Source organism: Spongiactinospora gelatinilytica (assembly GCF_003236385.1).
GTDB classification, from domain to species: domain Bacteria; phylum Actinomycetota; class Actinomycetes; order Streptosporangiales; family Streptosporangiaceae; genus Spongiactinospora; species Spongiactinospora gelatinilytica.
Genome location: NZ_POUA01000126.1, coordinates 1 through 18,517, shown reverse-complemented (window position 1 = coordinate 18,517; position 18,517 = coordinate 1). Strand labels below are relative to the sequence as shown.

The window sequence follows — 18,517 nt, the reverse complement described above, 5'->3', positions numbered from 1 at the left end:
AAAAGGTGGTGCTGTGCCAGGGGTGGTCGGGGCGTTCGGGTGGATGGATGGGGCAGGGTCGTGGATCTCCAGCGTGCCGACCCCTCGCCGGCTTCACGACGCATGCCGACCCCCGGCACGGACGTCGGGCCTGCCGACGTCCGTACCGGGGGTTTGCCTGGATGGTCTGCTTCAGTCCTGGGTGAGGAAGGCGGAGATCGCGTCGCGGCCCGTGCGTCCCGGTTCCATCACCTGGACGAGGTGCGGGGTGTTGGGGACCACGACCAGCTTCCCCTGTGGGGCGCGGGCGGCGACCTCTTGGGCCCACTCGACCGGGGTGGAGAGGTCGCGGTCGCCGACCAGCAGCAGTGTCGGCACCGGGATGCGGGACCAGGCCGGCGGCTGGCTGCCGGGCCGTGACGCCGGCCAGTGCAGGCACCGCTGGACGAAGCCCACTCCGGCTGCGGTCGCGCGGTCGAACGGGTAGGTCTCGTGCGGGCGCAGGCGCTCGATGCGGCGCTCCAGCGCCGCCTGCCGCCGGTGCGGGGCGGTGGACGAGTCGCCCCAGGGCTGGCGGGCGTCCGCGCAGTGCGTCGCGATCTGAAGCCCCCAGCTGAACATCTCGTACGGCTGGGGCTGCGCCGCCGCCATGTCGGCCAGCATCCGGTCGAGGTCGGCGGGGTCGCCCGCGCGCGCCTCGTGCATCGCGTGGATCACGCCCGAGTAGGTGGGGTCGAGGAACCCGGCCACCACCGTCAGGTCGAGCAGTCGCACGCCGTCGCCACGCTGACGGACCAGCCACGCCAGGTCTTCCGTGGGATCCCAGGTGCAGCCCTCGACCTGCGCGCACGCCTCGCGCAGCACCCGGCGGTGCGCCCGCATCGAAACCAGGCTGAGCGCGTCGTCGCGCTCGGGGTCAGCGAACGGGATGACGGAGTCGAGCACCATCTTCCGCACGTTGGCGGGCCTGGCGAACGCGTAGTGGGCGGCGGTGCGCGAGCCGTACGACAGGCCGTTAAGCGTCATCTGCCGGACGCCCAGTGCCCGCCTGAGCAGCTCCAGGTCGGCGACGGTGTCGTCGGTGCGGTAGAACGCCCGCTCGGACCCGATGATCCGGCTGCACTCCCGGACGGCGGCCGGCGTCGCGGGGGCGACGTCAGATGTGACGCTCTCGGCCTGGAGCGCAGGGCACTTGAGGGCATTTGCCCCGGTGCCGCGCAGGTCGATGGTGACCCAGCGGTAGTCGGCGGCCACCTCGGGGAGCCTGGCCGCGAGCGCGGTGACGAACGGCACGGACGGCTGCCCGGGCCCTCCGGTCAGAAGCAGCAGCACGCCCTTGGGCGCGTCGGCGTTGTCGCCGGTGGCGACCTGAAGTTTCAGCTCACCCGGGGTCTTGCCGCTGTGGTCGAGCGGGACGGTGAGCGTGGAGCAGGTGAACCCCTGGGCGTCGGCACATGGGTGCGGGTCGGTCAGCGCGGGCTTCGCGGACGTCGCGTGCGCGGGCGCGGTGGCCAGCACGGGCAGCGTTGGCAGTGCCGGCAGTGCGATCACCGTCGTCAGCGCGACGATCAGCGCGATCAACGGCGCGCGGAAGCGGGTGGGGCTCATCTGTGCTCGTCCTCTCCTTGATTGCTAAAACAAGCTTGTACATAAAAATCTTGTTTGTCAATAGGGTAAAACGAGTGGAGCGAAGGCGGCGGGCCGTACAGACTGAGGGCATGGAGACGCGACCCGGCCAGGCCGGTGATCCGGTCACGGAGAAGCTGTACAGAGCGGCTGTGCACGGCGACGCCGAGGCCGTGCGCGCGCTACTGGCCGAGGGCGCAGACCGGGCCCGGCTGCGCGAGTACGGCACGTCGATGCCGATCTTCCACATCCCTGTGTAAGGAGGATGAACGTGCTGGAGACGATACGACAGACCGCGCGGGTCGCAGGTCACGCCGGGCGGACGTGGATGCACGGCCGTGTCCGTGACAACCCCTTCAGCCTGCTGATGATGGGCGCGGGCCGGCGCGATCCGCCGGCGAGGACGTGCTGAGCAGGTTCGCCGCCGACCTCGGCGCGGAGCGGATCTCCCCGCGCGAAGTGCTCGGCCTGTGCCGCATCCTGCTCATCGCCGGGTTCGAGACGACCGTCGACCTCATCGGGAACGGCATGCTGGCGCTGCTCGACAATCCCGCCCAGTGGGCGCTGCTCCGGGCGAATACGGAGCTGGCGGGGCAGGTGGTCGAGGAGGTACTGCGGTACGACTCACCGGTCCAGGCCACCCTCCGGTACGCCCAGGAGGACCTGTACCTGGCCGGACGCCGGATCGCCGCCTGGGACCCGGTGTACGTGCTGATCGGCGCGACCGGACGCGACCCCTCCGTGTTCACCGACCCCGACCGCTTCGACATCATGCGGACGCCCAGCCCGGACCACCTCGCCTTCGGCTCCGGCCCGCACTACTGCCTCGGGACGCCGCTGGCGCGCCTGCCCGGGCTGGTGCGCGCGGGCGAGCCGGAGCACCGGACCACGATGGCGGTACGCGGTCTCGCCCGGCTCCCGGTACGGCCCGGCTGACCTCGCGCTTCGGGCGACCCGATTGCGGCGTACGTCCGGCGGCTGTACCGTCGCCCGGCGACGATCTAGAACGTTCGGACGATCACCGGAGCTGATGTGGACGCCACGACCCGGCGCGTTCCCCGATCATCGAGCGACGCGCTGCGCGCGACCGCGGTCGCCGCCTCGACCGGGCCGATCCTCGTCCGGGCCTTCGTCGCCGGACCGGCGGACGTCACTCCCATGCTCTGCCGGGTGCCATGGGCCGCGGCGATGCTCGCGGGCGATGTGGGGACGTTCCTCTCCCTGATCGAACTGCTCGTGCCGGTGTCCGTTTTCGCGCTCGCGGCGCGCGCGTCCCGCCGTACGACGGTGACGGCCATTGTGATCTTGTGCGCCGCGCTCGCGCTCCGCGTGACGACGGCTTTCGTCTCCCCGCCGCTGCCGGCCAATGTCCCGCTTTGGGTGCCGATCGCCTGCTACGCCGCCGCCGTACTCGCCCTGCTGCCCCACGCGGCCCGGCCCGATTCCTCGGCCCCATGGCGTACCGGAACCTTGTTCTGGACCTTGGCCGGCCTCGCCGCCACCTGGACGGTCGTCCGCTGGCTGGTCCCGTTGGGCACTCCGTCGCCTTTCGGGTGGTTCGCGTACACACCGCTCAGCGAGGCGCCGTCCACCGGGTTCTTCGCCTACGCCCCCTGGGGCAGCGCCGCCTGGACCTGCAAGGTGGACGCGGACGGCCTTTCGGTCGCCCTCATCGTCCTGGGCGCCCTGACCACGGCTCTGGTACGGCGGGCCCGGTGGCCCGTCGCCCTGACGATCACCACCGCGTTGGTGGTGGTCGCCGTGACAGGCCGGACGGCACCGTTCCTCACCGAGACGGAACCCCCCGCCGCGATCATCCACTGGCACCTCCTCGTGGCGGCGGCCCTCGTCCTCCTGGCGGCCTTCCGCGACAGGAGATGATCACTTGAAGCGCATGGCCGGAGGGCCGCCGGGCGGCGGCCCTCCGGTGGGCTTCGCGCTAATTGCTTACCGGGCGTCTTACTTACCGGGCGTCTTGCTTACCGGGCGTGGTCTTCTCCCACTCGCCACCGGGTTCGACGTCCCGAGTGATTTCGATCGACCCATCGGCGTTCTTCTTGATGGCGATCTGGTCGGGCAACTCTCCCAGGGAGTCGCCCACGTTGGCCACCTTCTCGAAGGGGACGGCGGGCTCGGATGAAGCGTAGGCGGACGTGATGGCCGGGATCGCGATGCCGGCGGCGACGGCGACGAGCACGGAGGCGGCCAGGGGGCACGGTTGGTGAACTTCATTCAACGACCTCTTCTCTTTCGGGCCTTCTCTACGGGCCTTCTCTACGGGCCGCGGCCGGTTCCCGCGCGCCGGAAATGACTATGGCTGATGGGCGCTGAAGGGAAACTGAAGCTCTTCAGCGTCCCTTCAGAATCGCTGTGGCACCGTAGGCGATATGCGGATACTCATCGTCGAGGACGACCTGAGGCTGGCCGGGCTGATCAAGCGCGGCCTGGAGGCCGAGGGCTTCGACACCGAGCTCGCCCATGACGGACACACCGGGCTCCGGCAGGCCAGGCAGGGGAATCACGACGCGATCATGCTGGATGTGATGCTGCCCGGACTGTCGGGGCACGCCGTCTGCAGACAGCGCGCCGCCATGCGGGAGGCCCTGCACGACGCCGAACGGCTGGAACGACTGGCGGCCGACCTCCTCCTGCTCGCCCGCACGGACGCCGAGGAGCCCACCAGGCACGCGCCTGTCGAACTGTCGGCACTGGTCGCCAAGCAGAGCGCCCGCCGGGCCATGGTCCGCACCCGATTGGTTCCGGCCGTCGTCCACGGCAACGCCGGCCACCTGGAGCGGTTGGTGACCAACCTGCTGGACAACGCCGAACAGCACGCCCGGACTCAGATCACCGTGTCGCTCACCGCGGACCAGGACCAGGACCAGGTGGTACTTCGGGTCGCCGACGACGGGCCGGGCATCCCGGAAAACGACAGAGAGCGGATTTTCGAACGTTTCACCCGCTTGGACAATGCCCGAAACAGGGAAACGGGCGGAGCCGGGCTGGGCCTGGCCATCGCCAAAGCCATCGCCATCAGCCACAACGGCACTCTGCGGGTGACCGATGGGCGGCCTGGCGCCTGTTTTATCCTTCAGCTCCCTCAAGGGGAGATGCGATGGATGACTTGTGCGCCCGGTCCCTCATAACATGATCACCGTACTTGCCTAAGCTACGTCGTATGCGGATCGAGCGGCTCGACCATCTGGTACTGACCGTCGCTGACATCGACGTCACCGTTGACTTCTACACTCGCGTACTCGGCATGAAGGCGGTGACGTTCGGCGAGGGCCGTACCGCCCTGACCTTCGGGCTCGCCAAGATCAACCTGCACGAGGCCGGCCACGAGTTCGAGCCGAAGGCCGACCAGCCGACGCCCGGCAGCGCCGACCTGTGCCTCATCAGCACGGACCCACTGGACCAGGTGATCGATGAACTCGCCGAGCACGACGTCCCGATAGAGGAGGGCCCGGTCGAACGAACCGGCGCGATCGGCCAGATCCAGAGCGTCTACTTCCGCGACCCCGACCGCAACCTGATCGAGGTGAGCACCTACCGCCGCTGATGCCTTTCCCAACTCACTCCTGGTGCTGCCGGCGGACCATCTCGTTGATCCAGATGGGCGCGAAGGGCGAGGTGCAGCCGGGGGAAGTCGGGTAGTCCTTGAGTACTTCCAGGCGCTCACCGATGGCGATCGCCCGGGCGCGGTGCTCGGCGTGCTCGATCCCGATCTGGGCCAGGCAGTGGTTCATCGCCCATTGGAGGCGATCCGGGGCGGTCTTCATCTCCGTTTCGATCGCGTCGAGCAGTTCTGTGAGGTGAAGGTCCTCGGGCTTCTTCGCGACGCGCTCGGTGGTCAGCGCCCAGCCGGCACTCGCGACCACCGGATCCGGATCGGCGGACCAGGCCAGGCGCAGCTCTTCGGCGTGCGGATTCTTCTTCACGACGTAGTTCACGAGCCAGTCGTGCACCTTGGGGGTGCGCGCCTCGCGCAACATGACGTCCAGCTCGGCCCCCTCGAACGCCTTCGGGCGGCAGATCAGCAACGCCAGCAGCCTCGCCGCCGTGTCCCCCGTCGCCCACAGCCGGCGCGCGAGCTCCTGCTGCGTCTTCAGCCGCTTCGCGAGCGCGCGCAGCTTGCCGAGGTTGACACCGTGATCGTCACCATGCTTCTCGTTCACCTCACGGATCTTCGGGTCCTCAAGCCCGGCCAGCTCGGCCATCACCTCGGCCACCGCGGTCTCGGCCGGCGTCGTCTGGGTCACCGCAGTCTCCTGTCCCTTATCAGAGGAATTCAGCCTACGACGGGACTCGGCGCTGATCCCCGCCTTCACTCCTACCGCAAGCAGGGGCCGGTTCAGCCGGTGCTGAACGGCGAGCGACCACGACACACGCGAAACCCGGACACCTGGGCACGGCTGACGGCGGTGGGCGGCGAGCAGGGGGCACGCCGTACGTCTCAAAGCACCGCCTGACCCGTATCGCGCTCACGCCATACGCCCCGCACTGTGCGATGAGTTCTCGCGACGCGGCCGGTCAGTACGGGTAGTGGCATGGACGAACATGAGGAGAAAATCATGAGTGCGCACCGGAACCCCGCCGAGATCGCCGTGGAGTTCATCGAGGCCTTCGGCCGCCGCGACCTGACCACCATGTCAGATCTGGTCGCTCCGAACATCGTCTTCGAGAGCCCGCGCGGGACGATCGAGGGCGCACCTGCGGTTCTGGAAGCGATCGGGCAATTCGCCGGGGCGGTCGTCGATGTGAAGATCCTGTCTGTGCTCGGGGGCGCGGAAGAGGCCATGATCATGTACGACATGGTCACCGGGCCCTTCGGCACCCTGCGAGCGGCTGACCACCTCTTGGTCCGAGACGGCAGGATCACCACAGACCGGCTCGTGTTCGACACCCACGAGCTGCGCAGAGCCGCCGATTCGGCATCGTAGGGCCCCGCCGGATTCCACCGGCGCTTTGGCCCTCTGCCTTGGGGGGCAGTGCGAGCCATCCACAGCCAGCCACATCCCCGCGGGTGTGAAGGGCACAACGCGAGCGCGGTTCCGGCGGCGATGTAGATGGGTCTTCTCCGCGGAGGTGGAGAGCACGCGAACGCCCACGACTGCCTGGCCGTCTGCGCCGATCAGCCCAAGAGCGTGGGAAGCACATGGGGGCGGGTCAGCGGTAGTAGTCGGTGTTCGGTTCATCCCCACGGGCGTGGCGACGTCCTCGGCGGTGATCCGCTCATCGGCGGTTCATCCCCACGGACGTGGGGAGCGCCCTTTGTGAACAGCCAGGATAGTGCCGACCTGCGGTGTTGTTATGTCACCACCGCCGCCCGGCCGCCGTAAGGCAGCGCGGCGCTCACGAGTACGAGCGCGCGCCCGGGTCAGTTTTTGAGGGCGTCCTTGGGGACGGGCTTGTCCTCGGCCAGGGCGTTGAACATGCGCAGGGCCTTGGCCCGGTCCCACTGGATGACGGAGCCCACCCCCGGCAGGGTCGGGGTCGAGCCGACCGGCACGCTGGTGGTGATCGGCCCGTCGCCCATCGCCAGCCCCAGCGACAGCAGGTCGAACGCGCCCGTCCCGTTGTCCACGAGCACCGAGTCGGCCGCGCTCGACGCCAGCGGCAGCGACGTGAACGGGTTGAGCAGCACCCCCGGACTGGCCGCCTTCTTCACGACCGCGCCGAAGAGCTGGCGCTGCCGCTGCGTGCGGTCCAGGTCGGGCAGGGCTCCGGTGGCGCGCGTGCGGACGTACCCGAGCGCGGTGCCGCCGTCGAGGACCTGGACGCCCTTCTTCAGGTTGATCCCGGCCTTCGGGTCCTTGATGTTCTGCTTGACGTTGATCTCGACCCCGCCGATCGAGTCCACGATGCCCACGAACCCGGCGAAACCGATCTCCATGTAGTTGTCGATGTGGACGCCGGTCGCCTGCTCCACCGTCCGGACCAGGAGCTTGCCCTTGCCGAACGCGTATGCGGCGTTGAGCTTGTTCCGGCCCTTGCCGGGGATCTGCACGTAAGAGTCGCGGGGCAGGCTGACCAGAGTGGGCCGGCCGCCGCTCGCCGGGATGTGCAGCAGCATCATGGTGTCGGTGCGCTGCCCGGCCGCGCGGCCGGTGGCGAGCTTCCTGCGCTGGTCGGCGGTGAGCCCCTTGCGGCTGTCGGAGCCGACCAGCAGCCAGTTCTCGCCGGGGGTGTCGGCGATCCTGCCCTCGTAGTCGTCGAGCACGCCGTCGATCGCGACCAGCCGCCCGTTGATCCAGAAGTATCCGGCGATCGCGCTCACCAGGAGCACCACCAGCAGCACGGCGAGGCTGATCAGCGCGATCCGCAGCGGCCGGCGCGGCGACCTCGGCGTACCGGGCCTGGACGGCCCAGAAGGCCCGGACGGCCCAGACGACCCGGACGGCCCAGACGACCCGGACGGGGACCCGCCGCCGCCGTCACCGCGTCGCCGCAGCGGGCGCACCGGGCTCTTACCGGAACGTTCCTTGCCGTACACACGCGATGTACCGGCCCGCGAAGAGTCCCCCGAAGCCCCTGAAGGCCCTGAGGACCCCGGAGCGGGCTCCTCACCCTGCACCGGGTAGGCGGGCTGGGCGCGCCTCGGCTCAGGCGTCCGCATGACCCTGGTGCGGTCGTCGTCGGGCCGCCGCCCGCTTTCCGGCCACTCAGCCACGTGTCGCTCTCCGCCCGTAGTCCTGCTCGATCACGACCACCCGCATGGCCACGCACAGCCGGGCATGGTCGCCACTTCGACGCTACGCCGCGACCACCGCCCGCGCTGCGCCATGTCCAAGGTTTTCCCATGGAAAAGTACTCAGACCGCAATGATCGCGCCAATCGAACCTCCGATCGTCACGTGGAAACATCCAGCCCCTGCCTGTTCGTTACCTTTAGCAACGACTGACCATGTCACTGAGCGAGAGGACGACAGTGTCCAGTCCGGACTCGTGGAGTACCAGCCCGTGCCACGGCACGGGTTCCACTGACCACACTCCCCGCGCGAGACGCCACCAGAACCAAACCCAGCAGAGGCGCCCCCGGTGACCATCGCACTGGGCCTGCTGGCCCTTGTTCTTCTCACTGTCGCGACGGGCTACTTCGTCGCCCAGGAGTTCGCCTTCGTCGCCGCCGACCGGGCCGTCCTGCGGGAGCAGGCCGCGGCGGGCGACGCCGCCGCCGGTCGCGCCGTCAAGGTCACCGAGCGGCTTTCCTTCATGCTGTCCGGCGCCCAGCTCGGCATCACCGTGACCGCGCTGCTGGTCAGCTTCCTCGCCGAGCCCGCCGTGGCCGACGCGATACGTCCGCTGCTGGAGTCCGCGGACCTGCCGCCCGCGGCCGTCACCCCGATCGCGGTAGCGATCGGCGTCTCCGTCGCGACCATCGTGCAGATGGTGCTCGGCGAGCTGGCCCCGAAGAACCTCGGGATCGCCCGGCCGGAGCCGGTGGCCAAGTTCCTGGCCCGCTCGACGCTGGTGTATCTGGCGGTCGCCGGTCCGGTGATCAGGCTGTTCGACTCCTCGGCGACCCGCCTGCTGCGCAGGGTCGGGGTCGAGCCGGTCGAGGAGGTCGAGCACGGCGCCACGCCGGAGGAGCTGTCGCGGATCATCTCCGAGTCCAGCGCGTCGGGTGAGCTTCCCGCGCCGCTGTCGGAGCTGCTCGAGCGCGCTCTGAAGTTCGGCGACCACACCGCCGAGGACGTGATGGTGCCGCGCCCCCGGGTCGTACTGCTGCGCGCCGAACGGCCGGCGTCCGACCTCCTGGAGGCGCTCCGCGCGTCCGGACATTCCCGTTATCCGGTGCTGGAGCAGAACGACGTGGTCGGTGTGACGGGCGTCCGGGAACTGCTGGCCGCGGGCCCGGACACCGACCGGACCATCCGCGAGATCATGCGGCCCGCGCTGCTCATCCCGGCGTCGCTGCCGCTGCCCGCCGTACTGGACCGGATGCGCGCCGCGGGCGACGACATGGCCTGCGTGATCGACGAGTACGGCGGCCTGGCCGGTGTCATCACCGTCGAGGACCTGGCCGAGGAGCTGGTCGGCGAGCTGATCGACGAGAACGACCCCGCCCCGCCCGGCCCGGTACGCCGGGCCGACGGCACCTGGGACCTCCCGGGCACGCTCCGCCTGGACGAGATCGAGCGCGCCACCGGCCTGGCGCTGCCGCAGAGCGACGACTACGAGACCGTCGCGGGCCTGGTACTGGCCCGGCTCGGCCGAATGTCGGAGCAGGGCGACAGGACCGTGGTCACGCTGACCACCGACAACGACCCGCTCGCCGAGGACGGCGACGACGGCATCGAGCAGTGGGCCGAGCTTCGGGTGCTGTCGGTGCACCGGCGGGTCCCCGAGTGGGTACGGCTGACGCCCGCGGTGCCCGCGGACACGGCGGGAGCGTCCCGATGAACATCGTTCCCGCGCTCTTGCTGGGCGTCCTGCTGCTGGTGGCCAACGCGTTCTTCGTGGCGGCCGAGTTCGCCTTCGTGTCGGCGCGCAGGCACCGGCTGGAGCAGAACGCGGCCGGCGGCGGCAAGGTGGTGCGCGTCGCCGCGCGCGCGGCGGCCAGGGGCGGGCGGCAGCTCTCCCTGATGCTGGCCGCGGCGCAGCTCGGCATCACGCTGTGCACGCTGGGGCTGGGGATGGTCACCGAGCCGGCGATCCACCACACCCTCGAACCGCTCTTCGCGGCGCTGGGCCTGCCGTCCTCGGCGCAGGTGGCGGTGTCGTTCGGCATCGCGCTGGTGGTCATCACGTTCCTGCACATGGTGGTGGGCGAGATGGCGCCGAAGTCGTGGGCACTGACCCACCCGGAGGCCGCCGTGCTCGCGCTGGCGCTGCCGTTCCGGGGGTTCACCTGGCTGGTACGGCCGATCATCCGGCTGCTCAACGGCGCCACCAACCTGCTTCTGCGCATGTTCGGCGTCCATCCGCGCGATGAGCTGGCCACCACCCGCACGCCGCACCAGCTCGCGATGCTGGTCGGCGAATCCGGCCGGATGGGGCTGCTGGACCGGGCCGAGCACGACCTGCTGACCAGCGCGCTGCGGGTCCAGCAGCAGCCGATCGCCCGGCTGGCCCGGCCCATCGCGGAGGCCACCGCCGTTCCGGCGGGGGCCGACGACGAGCGGGTGCGCGACGTCGCGGCGCGCAGCGGCCACGTCCGGCTGCTGGTCAACTCCGGCGAACCGGACGACGTGGTGGGCGTGCTTCACGTACGCGACACGCTGACCCGGCCCGGCAACCGGGCCGCCGACCTCGCCAGGCCGATGCCCCGGGTCGAGCAGTCGGCGACCATCCCGCAGGCCCTGACGGTCCTTCAGGAGGCCCACGCGCACCTGGGACTGGTCACCGACGCCGAGGGCAGGGTGACCGGCATGGTGAGCCTCACGGACGTACTCAGGGAGCTGCTGGACACCTCGGCCGCCACGCCACGCTGATCGTGACGTTTCACTTCTGGCGTAACGAAGCCCTCGCCACCTCGAAGTTCCCTGTGAAGAATGCAAGCGTTCCGAAAGCGAGCGACAAGGTTGACGAGGTAGAAAAGTCACAGAGGCTTCATGTCTTCACCGATGCCCCGGACACCGGTCCGGGGCATCGTCCCTCGCTCGCCCCCGACCTTCAAGCCGGCCCCCCAAGCACCACCAGCACCAAGAGCACCGACCATGACCGTCGGACCGCCCCCGACACGCGAACGGCACTCTCCATGACAGCGCGCACCGAACCCCACGGCGGGTCCTCCCCCCGCCGAACATCGCCGTCCCCTGAAGTGGCCTTCGAAAAGGCCCAGAAAACACCGATGGCCGCTGCCATGTGGCAAGCGGCCAGAAGGAGTTTTAAGGAGATCAGAGTGGGCGAGGAGGGATTTGAACCCTCACGTCCTTTCGGACACACGGACCTGAACCGTGCGCGTCTGCCGTTCCGCCACCCGCCCTCGTGGGTGCTCAGAAACAGTAGCACGGAACCGACGGTGCTACTGAACCCGGATACGATCCCTCTAGACGCGAGCGGAGCGGCTCGTTGCCCGGCGACGGGCAGTTGAGCGGCTGCGACCAGATGCATGGAGGAAGGGAGGTACCCGGTGGGAGTCCTTCAGCGCTTCGAGCGCCGGCTCGAAGGATTGGTTGAGGGAGCCTTTGCGCGGGCGTTCAAGTCCGACCTTCAGCCGGTCGAGGTCGCCAGCGCAGTGCAGCGGGAGATGGATGAGCGCGCCGCGATCGTCGCCCAGGGACGCACCCTCGTCCCGAACGACTTCGTCGTGGAGCTGTCCGTCAGCGACAGCGAGCGCATGGAGGTCTATGCCGACAGCATCGGCCACGAGCTCGCCAACCTGGCCCGGGAGTACGCCAAGGAACAGGGCTACTCCTTCGTCGGGCCGGTCCGGGTCCGTTTCGAGACCGCCGACGATCTGGCGGTCGGCCTGTTCCGCATCCGCTCCGGTGTGATCCGGGGCGCGACCGTCGAACAGGACGAGATCCGGCGGCCGGTGAGCGACCTTCCACCGGCGCGTTCACACGCCTTCGCCGGACGGCCGCGGCTGCTCGTGTCCACCCAGGACGACCCGCAGGGGCAGCGGTCCTTCGAGCTGACCACACCGGTGACCCTGCTCGGCAGGGGCACCGACTGCGATCTGCGGCTGGTCGATCCGGGGGTCTCTCGCCATCATGCGGAGCTACGGGTCGAGGGGCAGCAGGTCGCGCTCGTCGATCTCGGTTCCACCAATGGCACCTTCGTCAACGGCCAGGCGGTGCGCAGGGTGGAGTTGCAAAACGGCACGCGCGTCACGCTCGGCCGTACGACTCTGGTGTTCCGACGCGATTAAGGGTAGACAAACGGTCCATGTCCGAGCTCACGCTGCTGCTGATCCGGCTCGCGTTTCTCGCGGTGCTGTGGTTTTTTGTGATCGCCGCGGTCGGCGTGATCCGGACAGACCTGTTCGGGCCACGTACGGCTACGGCGCCCAAGGCGGCGAAGGCGGCCAAGCCGCACAAGCCGGTCGCCAAACCCAGGAAGGGGGAGCCACGGCAGATGGTCGTCACCGGTGGCCCGTTGCAGGGCACCATCATCACCCTCTCGGAAACGCCGATCACCATCGGCCGGGCGAATGACGCCACGCTGGTGCTCAGCGACGACTACGCTTCCAGCCGGCACGCCCGCCTCTTCCCCCAGGACGGTCAGTGGATCGTGGAAGATCTCGGTTCGACCAACGGCACGTACCTCGACCGCTCTAAAGTCACCCGTCCGACTCCGGTGCCGCTCGGTGTTCCGATCCGCATCGGCAAGACCGTCATCGAATTGCGCAAATGACCATCGCACTCCGCTACGCCGCCCGCTCGGACGTCGGCCTCCTCCGCGAAGGCAACGAGGACTCGGCCTACGCCAGCGGTCGCCTGCTCGCCGTCGCGGACGGCATGGGCGGGCACGCTCACGGTGAGGTGGCCAGCTCGGTCGCCATCGCCGCCATGGCCGCCCTTGAGAAGGACACGCACGGGGGCGATCTGCTCAGCGCCATCGAGGCCGCGGTACGCGACGCCAATCGCAAGCTGCACGAGATGGTCGGCCGGGACCCGAGCCTGAAGGGCATGGGCACCACGCTCACCGCGATGCTCTGGAACGGCACGCAGGTCGCCCTGGTCCACGTCGGCGACTCCCGTGCCTACCTGCTGAGACGCGGCGAGCTGTACCAGATCACCCACGACCACACCCTGGTGCAGTCGCTGGTGGACGACGGCCGGATCACGCCTGAGGAGGCCGCCACACACCCGCAGCGGTCCATCCTGCTGCGCGCACTGGACGGCAGCGGCGAGGTCGATCCCGACCTCACCCTGCGCGAGGCGCAGGTCGACGACCGCTACCTACTATGCTCCGACGGCCTGTCCGGGGTGGTCAGCGCGGAGACCATGCACAACACGCTGACCACGGTCGACGAGCCGGAGGAGGCGGTCAGGGTCCTCATCGACCTGGCCAACCGCGGCGGCGGCCCGGACAACATCACCTGCGTGGTCGCCGACGTCATCGAGGTCGAGGACGACACGATCGTGGCGGGCGACGCCGCCATCGTGGGCGCGGCCGGGGCGACCAGGGTGCGCACCCAGCCGCACGAGGTTCCCGGCGGGCAGGCCACGATAACCGCGCCGCAGCCGGTCATCACCGACGAAGACCTGGAGATGCCGATGGGCGAGGCGGCGCCGATGCGCCGCAAGCGGGTCTGGCCGCTGCTCGCGGGCGTTTTCACGGTGGCCGCCGTTCTGGTTCTGGGCGGCGGCTACGTCGCCTGGAGATGGACTCAGGACCAGTTCTTCATCGGCGCGAGCGGCGGCGAGATCGTCGTCTACCGCGGCGTCGACGCCGAGCTGGGCCCCCTGCGGTTCTTCAAGGTGGAGAAGGGCACCGGGCAGTCGGTGGCCACGCTCGACGCGTTCCACCAGGGGCAGATCCGCAACGGCATCCCGGTGGCCACCCTTGATGAGGGCCTGAAGAGAGTGGCCGAGCTGCGCGCCCCGGTGTCCACCCAAAAGCCCGAGTCCACGCCGCAGCCCGAAGAGCCCCAGCAGCCGGAGGACAGGAACACCACCGCACCGCCCGACTCGGTGTCCGAGCCGCCCCCCGACCCCGACGCCCGCACCCGGTCCACTTCCCAATCGACGAGGTCTCCCTAGTTGAGTTCGGTCCATCGAGCAGTGATCGGAGCGCCGCCGTGGCGGTGACCACGAGCGGTTCCGCCGTCCCGATGCCGGCCAAGCGGCGCGGGGCACAGCTCGCCATGCTCGCCTTCGCCGTCGCGATCGTGATGGGCGCGTACGCGAGCGTGGGGCTGGCGGTGGACGGCCGCATCCCCGCCGGGATGCTCACGTACGGGCTGGGGCTCGGCGGGCTCGTGCTCGCCGCCTACCTGGTGCTGGCCAAGTTCGCCCCGTGGGCCGATCCGCTGATCCTGCCGCTGGTGACGCTGGTCAACGGCATCGGCCTGGTGATGATCTACCGGATCGAGACCGGCGGCTCGAAGCTCGCCTCGGCGAGCACCCAGCTTCTGTGGACCGGCGTCGGCATCGTCATGTTCTCGGTCACGCTGATCGTGCTGCGCGACCACCGCGCGCTCCAGCGGATGACCTACACCGCCGGTTTCGCGGGCCTGCTCCTGCTGATCTCGCCGTTGATCCCCGGCCTCGGCCAGACGCTCAACGGCGCCCGGATCTGGATCAGCCTGGGCTTCGCCAACCTGCAGCCCTCGGAGTTCGCCAAGCTGGCCCTCGTCGTCTTCTTCGCGGGCTACCTGGTGGCCAAGCGCGACGTCCTGGCGCTGGCCGGACGCCGGCTGCTGTTCATCGACCTGCCGCGCGCCCGCGACCTCGGCCCGGTGCTCATCACCTGGGCGGTCAGCCTGGGCGTGCTGGTGCTCCAGCGCGACCTCGGGTCCTCGCTGCTGCTGTTCGGCACGTTCATCGCGATGCTCTACATCGCGACGCAGCGCACCTCGTGGGTGCTGATCGGCATCCTGTTGTTCGTCGGCGGGGCGATGCTCGCCGGGCTGCTGTTCGACCACGTCGCCGCCCGGTTCGAGGTCTACCTCAACCCCGAGGACCCGGAGCTGTTCTACAAGTTCGGCGGCAGCGCGCAGCTCATGGAGGGGCTGTTCGCGATGGGCACCGGGGGCGTCCTCGGCACCGGGCTCGGGCAGGGTCACCCGCAGCTCATCCCGCTGTCGTTCTCCGACTTCATCTTCGCCGCGACCGGCGAGGAGCTGGGCCTGACCGGGCTGATGGCGTTGCTGCTGGTCTACGCGCTGATCGTGGAGCGCGGGCTGCGCACCTCGCTGGCGGCCCGCGACCCGTTCTCCAAGCTGCTGGCGGGCGGCCTGTCGTTCATCCTGGCCTGGCAGGTCTTCATCATCGTCGGCGGCGTCACCAACCTGATCCCGCTGACCGGCCTGGTCACGCCGTTCATGTCACAGGGCGGGTCGGCGCTGCTGGCCAACTGGATCCTGATCGCGCTGCTGGTACGGATGTCGGACTCGGCCCGCCGGCCGCCGCCGCAGGCGATCCAGGACGAAGGGATGACGCAGGTGTTCCAGCGATGAACGGACCGCTCAAGCGCGCGTCGATCGCGTGTCTGCTGATGTTCGGCCTGCTCATGGTCAACATCAACTATCTGCAGGCCGTGCGCGCGGACCAGCTTCGCGAAGACCCCCGCAACAACCGCAACTTCTACGCCCGCTACGAGGTCGAGCGGGGCCGGATCACCGCGGGCAACGAGGTGCTGGCCGAGTCGGTGGAAAAACCCGACTCCGACTTCCGCTTCCAGCGCAAGTACCCGCACGGCCCGCTCTACGCGCACATCACGGGGTTCTTCTCGCCGGAGAGCGAGTCGGCCATCGAGCGCTCCCGCGACTCGCTGCTCGACGGCAGCGACCCCTCGCTGCTGGTCCGGCGCAGCATCGACCTGTTCACCAACAAGGCGACCAAGGGCGCCAACGTCGACCTCACCATCGTGCCCAAGGCGCAGGAGGCCGGCTACGAGGCGCTGCGCAGGAGCGGCAAGCGCGGCGCGGTCGTGGCCATCGCCCCCAAGACGGGGGCGATCCTCACCATGGTCTCGGTGCCGACCTACGACCCGAACGAGCTGTCCGGCACCAACAAGGGCGACGTCTTCGGCCGGTACGCCGAGCTGGACAAGAACAAGAACAAGCCCCTGATCAACCGGGTCATCGACCGCACCTACCCGCCGGGCTCGACGTTCAAGGCGCTCACCATGGCCGCCTACCTGGAAGAAGACTCGAGCCGCGGCCCCTCCACCATGGTGGAGGCCCCGCAGCTGCTCGACCTGCCCAACACCAGCGCCGACCTGCCCAACTACGGCGGCTCGGCGTGCGGCGCGGGCCGGGTGACGCTCCAGTTCGCGCTCGAACGTTCCTGCAACACGCCGTTCGGCGCGATGGGCATGGAGCTCGGGTACGACAAGATGCTGGAACACGCGAAGAAGTTCGGCATCGGCGGCGAGCCCCTGGAGATTCCGATGGGCGTGGCCGGCAGCGGCATCGGTCCCAAGGAGGACGCCGCGGCCCTGGCCCAGGCGTCCATCGGCCAGCGCAGCAACCAGATGACGCCGCTGCAGATGGCCATGATCGCGGCCGGGATCGCCAACGACGGCAAGGTCATGAAGCCGTACCTGATCAACAAGATCGCCGACGCGGAGGGCGGCGAGGTGGAGACCGCCAAGCCCGAGGAGCTGACCACGGCGATCAGCCCGGAGACGGCGGACAAGCTCCAGCAGATGATGGTCAGCGTGGTGAACAACGGCACGGCCACCGCGGCGCGCATCCCCGGCGTGGAGGTCGGCGGCAAGACCGGCACCGCGGAGACCGCGGAGGGCCAGGCCCCGCACGCGTGGTTCATCTCCTTCGCCGACGTCCAGGACCCTGAGGTCGCCGTCGCGGTCCTGGTCGAGTCGGGCAGCGCGGGCACCGACGCCTCCGGCGGCCACACCGCGGCGCCGATCGCCAAGGCGGTCATGGAGGCGGTGCTGGATCGATGACCTCGCGGGGCCTCAAGCTCGGCAATCGCTACCACCTGGTGAGCCGTATCGCCACCGGGGGGATGGGCGAGGTCTGGCGGGCCCGTGACGAGCTGCTCGAGCGCGAGGTGGCGATCAAGCTGCTCCGCCGGCACGTCGCCGCCGACCCGGCCTTCCGGCAGCGGTTCCGTACCGAGGCGCGGATCACCGCCGGGCTGTCCGACCCCGGCATCGCCCAGGTCTACGACTACGGCGAGCACGCCGACGTCGCCTACCTGGTGATGGAGCTGGTCCACGGCGAGCCGCTGGCGGCGATCCTGAGCCGCAACCCGAGGCTGAGCGCCGACGTGGTGCTGGACGTGATCCACCAGTCGGCGCGGGCGCTGGCCACGGCACACGCGTCCGGGATCATCCACCGCGACATCAAGCCGGGCAACCTGCTGGTCACCCAGGCCGGAGTGATCAAGATCACCGACTTCGGCATCGCCAGGGCCATGGAGGCGGCCCCGATGACGCAGACCGGCACGGTGCTCGGCACCGCCCAGTACGTCAGCCCGGAGCAGGCGTCCGGGGCGACGCTCACGCCCGCCACCGACCTGTACTCGCTCGGCGTGGTCGCCTACGAGTGCCTGGCGGGCCGCCCGCCGTTCGTCGCCGACACGCACGTCGGGATCGCCCTCCAGCACCTGAACGACCCGCCGCCGCCGCTGCCCGGCGACGTGCCCGCCCCGGTGCGCGCGCTGGTGCTGGCGATGCTCGCCAAAGATCCGGGCAGCCGCCCGGCGAGCAGCGGCGAGGCCGCCGACCGCGCGTACGCGCTGCGCGAGTCGCTGTCGCTGCCCTCCTCGGGCGAGACCGACCTGAGCCGCCTCACCGACCCGGCGGGCTGGCGGGTACGACCGGGCGACGACTCCGGCGCCACGTTCGTCGAGCGCGGCACCCCGGGCGAGCCCGGACTGTATGACGCGTCACGGATTCCGGGCATGCCGAAAGGCACATCCGGCACGTCCGTAACTTCGGGGCAGACCACGGCCGCGGCGCCGGGTCCGGCCGCTTCCGGCCACGGATCGGCCCGGCGGCGCCGCCGCCGCCGTACGACGGTGCTGGTCGCGACGGCCGGCTGCGCGGCGGTGGTCGGGTTCGGCGGCCTGGCCCTCGCCCAGCTCCCGCCGCAGAAGCCACAGGTCGGAGTGGACGGCGAAGAAGAGCCGACCCCACTGGTGGACAACACCGAATCGGCGAAATCCAAATCGCCGGACAAGACACGGCCCGCGACTCGAACGCGCACCGCCGCGCCACCGGTAAAGTCGTCGCGGCCGACACCAACTCCGTCGGTTAGCGTAAGCTCATCGGCTACGCCTACGCGTAAGCCGTCTCCTAAGCCGACGCCCACCCCGACTCCGACC

19 protein-coding genes and 1 tRNA gene are annotated in these 18,517 nt (G+C 69.8%); 15 read left to right on the top strand and 5 right to left on the bottom strand.

Annotation, left to right across the window (positions count from 1 at the left end):
• Positions 1-171: 171 nt before the first annotated feature.
• Positions 172-1,587 carry an alpha/beta fold hydrolase gene (locus tag C1I98_RS17495; RefSeq protein WP_111168518.1) on the bottom strand — a complete coding sequence of 472 codons (1,416 nt, stop codon included), beginning with the start codon at positions 1,585-1,587 and terminating at the stop codon, positions 172-174.
• A 110-nt stretch (positions 1,588-1,697) separates the two neighbouring features.
• On the opposite strand from C1I98_RS17495, the gene C1I98_RS41480 reads away from it, so the two are divergent.
• From C1I98_RS41480 to C1I98_RS17485, 4 genes are all read left to right on the top strand, one after another.
• Positions 1,698-1,865, top strand: a complete 168-nt coding sequence (locus C1I98_RS41480; RefSeq protein WP_158558072.1) for a hypothetical protein — start codon at positions 1,698-1,700, stop codon at positions 1,863-1,865.
• An 11-nt stretch (positions 1,866-1,876) separates the two neighbouring features.
• Positions 1,877-2,017, top strand: coding sequence for a hypothetical protein (locus C1I98_RS41475; protein WP_158558071.1), 141 nt, complete (start codon positions 1,877-1,879; stop codon positions 2,015-2,017).
• On the top strand, positions 2,011-2,541 hold the full coding sequence (locus C1I98_RS17490; RefSeq protein WP_199537007.1) for a cytochrome P450: 531 nt from the start codon (positions 2,011-2,013) through the stop codon (positions 2,539-2,541). The genes C1I98_RS41475 and C1I98_RS17490 overlap by 7 nt, the downstream gene beginning before the upstream one ends.
• Before the next feature lie 96 nt (positions 2,542-2,637).
• Positions 2,638-3,486: a hypothetical protein gene (locus C1I98_RS17485; protein ID WP_111168517.1), complete on the top strand. Its 849-nt coding sequence runs from the start codon at positions 2,638-2,640 to the stop codon at positions 3,484-3,486.
• A gap of 82 nt (positions 3,487-3,568) precedes the next feature.
• Here the strand turns inward: C1I98_RS17485 and C1I98_RS17480 are convergent, their stop codons facing one another.
• On the bottom strand, positions 3,569-3,802 hold the full coding sequence (locus C1I98_RS17480; RefSeq protein WP_111168516.1) for a hypothetical protein: 234 nt from the start codon (positions 3,800-3,802) through the stop codon (positions 3,569-3,571).
• A gap of 190 nt (positions 3,803-3,992) precedes the next feature.
• On the opposite strand from C1I98_RS17480, the gene C1I98_RS17475 reads away from it, so the two are divergent.
• The gene (locus tag C1I98_RS17475) at positions 3,993-4,751 is read left to right on the top strand and encodes an ATP-binding response regulator (protein WP_111168515.1); all 759 of its coding nucleotides are present in this window, start codon (positions 3,993-3,995) and stop codon (positions 4,749-4,751) included.
• Positions 4,752-4,783: 32 nt separating this feature from the next.
• On the top strand, positions 4,784-5,167 hold the full coding sequence (locus C1I98_RS17470; protein WP_111168514.1) for a VOC family protein: 384 nt from the start codon (positions 4,784-4,786) through the stop codon (positions 5,165-5,167).
• A 13-nt stretch (positions 5,168-5,180) separates the two neighbouring features.
• Here C1I98_RS17470 and C1I98_RS17465 read toward each other — a convergent pair whose 3' ends face one another.
• The gene (locus C1I98_RS17465) at positions 5,181-5,993 is read right to left on the bottom strand and encodes a DNA alkylation repair protein (protein WP_233507948.1); all 813 of its coding nucleotides are present in this window, start codon (positions 5,991-5,993) and stop codon (positions 5,181-5,183) included.
• A gap of 162 nt (positions 5,994-6,155) precedes the next feature.
• Here C1I98_RS17465 and C1I98_RS17460 point away from each other — a divergent pair, with 162 nt between their 5' ends.
• On the top strand, positions 6,156-6,548 hold the full coding sequence (locus C1I98_RS17460; RefSeq protein WP_111168513.1) for a nuclear transport factor 2 family protein: 393 nt from the start codon (positions 6,156-6,158) through the stop codon (positions 6,546-6,548).
• Between the two features lie 437 nt (positions 6,549-6,985).
• Here C1I98_RS17460 and C1I98_RS17455 read toward each other — a convergent pair whose 3' ends face one another.
• Entirely contained in the window at positions 6,986-8,278 is a 1,293-nt protein-coding gene (locus tag C1I98_RS17455; protein ID WP_233507947.1) for an LCP family protein, read from the bottom strand.
• Between the two features lie 367 nt (positions 8,279-8,645).
• On the opposite strand from C1I98_RS17455, the gene C1I98_RS17450 reads away from it, so the two are divergent.
• Positions 8,646-10,010: a hemolysin family protein gene (locus tag C1I98_RS17450; protein WP_111168512.1), complete on the top strand. Its 1,365-nt coding sequence runs from the start codon at positions 8,646-8,648 to the stop codon at positions 10,008-10,010.
• The gene (locus C1I98_RS17445) at positions 10,007-11,041 is read left to right on the top strand and encodes a hemolysin family protein (RefSeq protein WP_111168511.1); all 1,035 of its coding nucleotides are present in this window, start codon (positions 10,007-10,009) and stop codon (positions 11,039-11,041) included. Before C1I98_RS17450 ends, C1I98_RS17445 begins: the two co-directional genes overlap by 4 nt.
• Positions 11,042-11,452: 411 nt before the next feature.
• Here C1I98_RS17445 and C1I98_RS17440 read toward each other — a convergent pair.
• Positions 11,453-11,535, bottom strand: a tRNA-Leu gene (locus C1I98_RS17440).
• Positions 11,536-11,682: 147 nt separating this feature from the next.
• On the opposite strand from C1I98_RS17440, the gene C1I98_RS17435 reads away from it, so the two are divergent.
• The 6 genes from C1I98_RS17435 to C1I98_RS17410 all read left to right on the top strand — a co-directional run.
• Positions 11,683-12,423, top strand: a complete 741-nt coding sequence (locus C1I98_RS17435) for an FHA domain-containing protein (protein ID WP_111168510.1) — start codon at positions 11,683-11,685, stop codon at positions 12,421-12,423.
• A 17-nt stretch (positions 12,424-12,440) separates the two neighbouring features.
• Positions 12,441-12,908 carry an FHA domain-containing protein FhaB/FipA gene (locus tag C1I98_RS17430; protein WP_111168509.1) on the top strand — a complete coding sequence of 156 codons (468 nt, stop codon included), beginning with the start codon at positions 12,441-12,443 and terminating at the stop codon, positions 12,906-12,908.
• Positions 12,905-14,260: a Stp1/IreP family PP2C-type Ser/Thr phosphatase gene (locus C1I98_RS17425; protein ID WP_111168508.1), complete on the top strand. Its 1,356-nt coding sequence runs from the start codon at positions 12,905-12,907 to the stop codon at positions 14,258-14,260. The genes C1I98_RS17430 and C1I98_RS17425 overlap by 4 nt, the downstream gene beginning before the upstream one ends.
• A gap of 71 nt (positions 14,261-14,331) precedes the next feature.
• Complete coding sequence (locus C1I98_RS17420) at positions 14,332-15,678, top strand: FtsW/RodA/SpoVE family cell cycle protein (protein ID WP_111168519.1); 1,347 nt, start codon at positions 14,332-14,334, stop codon at positions 15,676-15,678.
• Positions 15,675-17,132 (top strand): peptidoglycan D,D-transpeptidase FtsI family protein, encoded by a 1,458-nt coding sequence (locus C1I98_RS17415; protein ID WP_111168507.1) that lies wholly within the window; start codon positions 15,675-15,677, stop codon positions 17,130-17,132. Before C1I98_RS17420 ends, C1I98_RS17415 begins: the two co-directional genes overlap by 4 nt.
• A partial coding sequence (locus C1I98_RS17410; protein WP_111168506.1) for a serine/threonine-protein kinase occupies positions 17,129-18,517 on the top strand: 1,389 nt, incomplete at its 3' end. The genes C1I98_RS17415 and C1I98_RS17410, both read left to right, overlap by 4 nt.